This is a genomic window from Marinobacter sp. BW6, from assembly GCF_008107725.1.
Taxonomy (GTDB): domain Bacteria; phylum Pseudomonadota; class Gammaproteobacteria; order Pseudomonadales; family Oleiphilaceae; genus Marinobacter.
Window position 1 is genome coordinate 1 of record NZ_VIRN01000065.1, and the last position, 467, is coordinate 467.

The window sequence follows — 467 nt, forward strand, 5'->3', positions numbered from 1 at the left end:
TCTCGTGGGCTCGCTTGAGCAGGCCCGCTGTCCGAAGCGCCCCCAGGGTGCGCACGATCGACGTCGTGTTGCAGGACACCACCCGGGTGGAGGTGCGGCCGATCGCGGTTGCGTAGTTCTCCTGCGCGACGAACGAATGACCGGTCAACGCGTGGGACTCGCCGCCATGGAAGATGGACTTCACACCGGCAGCGTCGTACGCCCTCTTGTTGACCGCGGCGACTTTCTTGGGTGTGCAATCGACCACGACGTCCGCGTTGGCGAGCAGGTCGGCCAGATCGCCCGCGACAGGAAGCCCCGCAGCACGCATCGATTGTGCGGCTTCAGCGGTCGCCGCGTAAATCGGGAAAGCGCGCTGCGCGGCCACCTGCAGGCGATAGTCGTGCACCACGTCCGCGACGCCGGCCAGCGCCATGTCCTCCTGGAGTGCGATCGCATCCGCCACCCGCTTGCCGATCACACCGTAT

The 467-nt window shown here is 66.8% G+C and carries 1 protein-coding gene; it reads right to left on the reverse strand.

Annotated features, from left to right (window positions below):
• A partial coding sequence (locus FMN52_RS16830; protein WP_148609782.1) for a type II glyceraldehyde-3-phosphate dehydrogenase occupies positions 1-467 on the reverse strand: 467 nt, incomplete at both ends.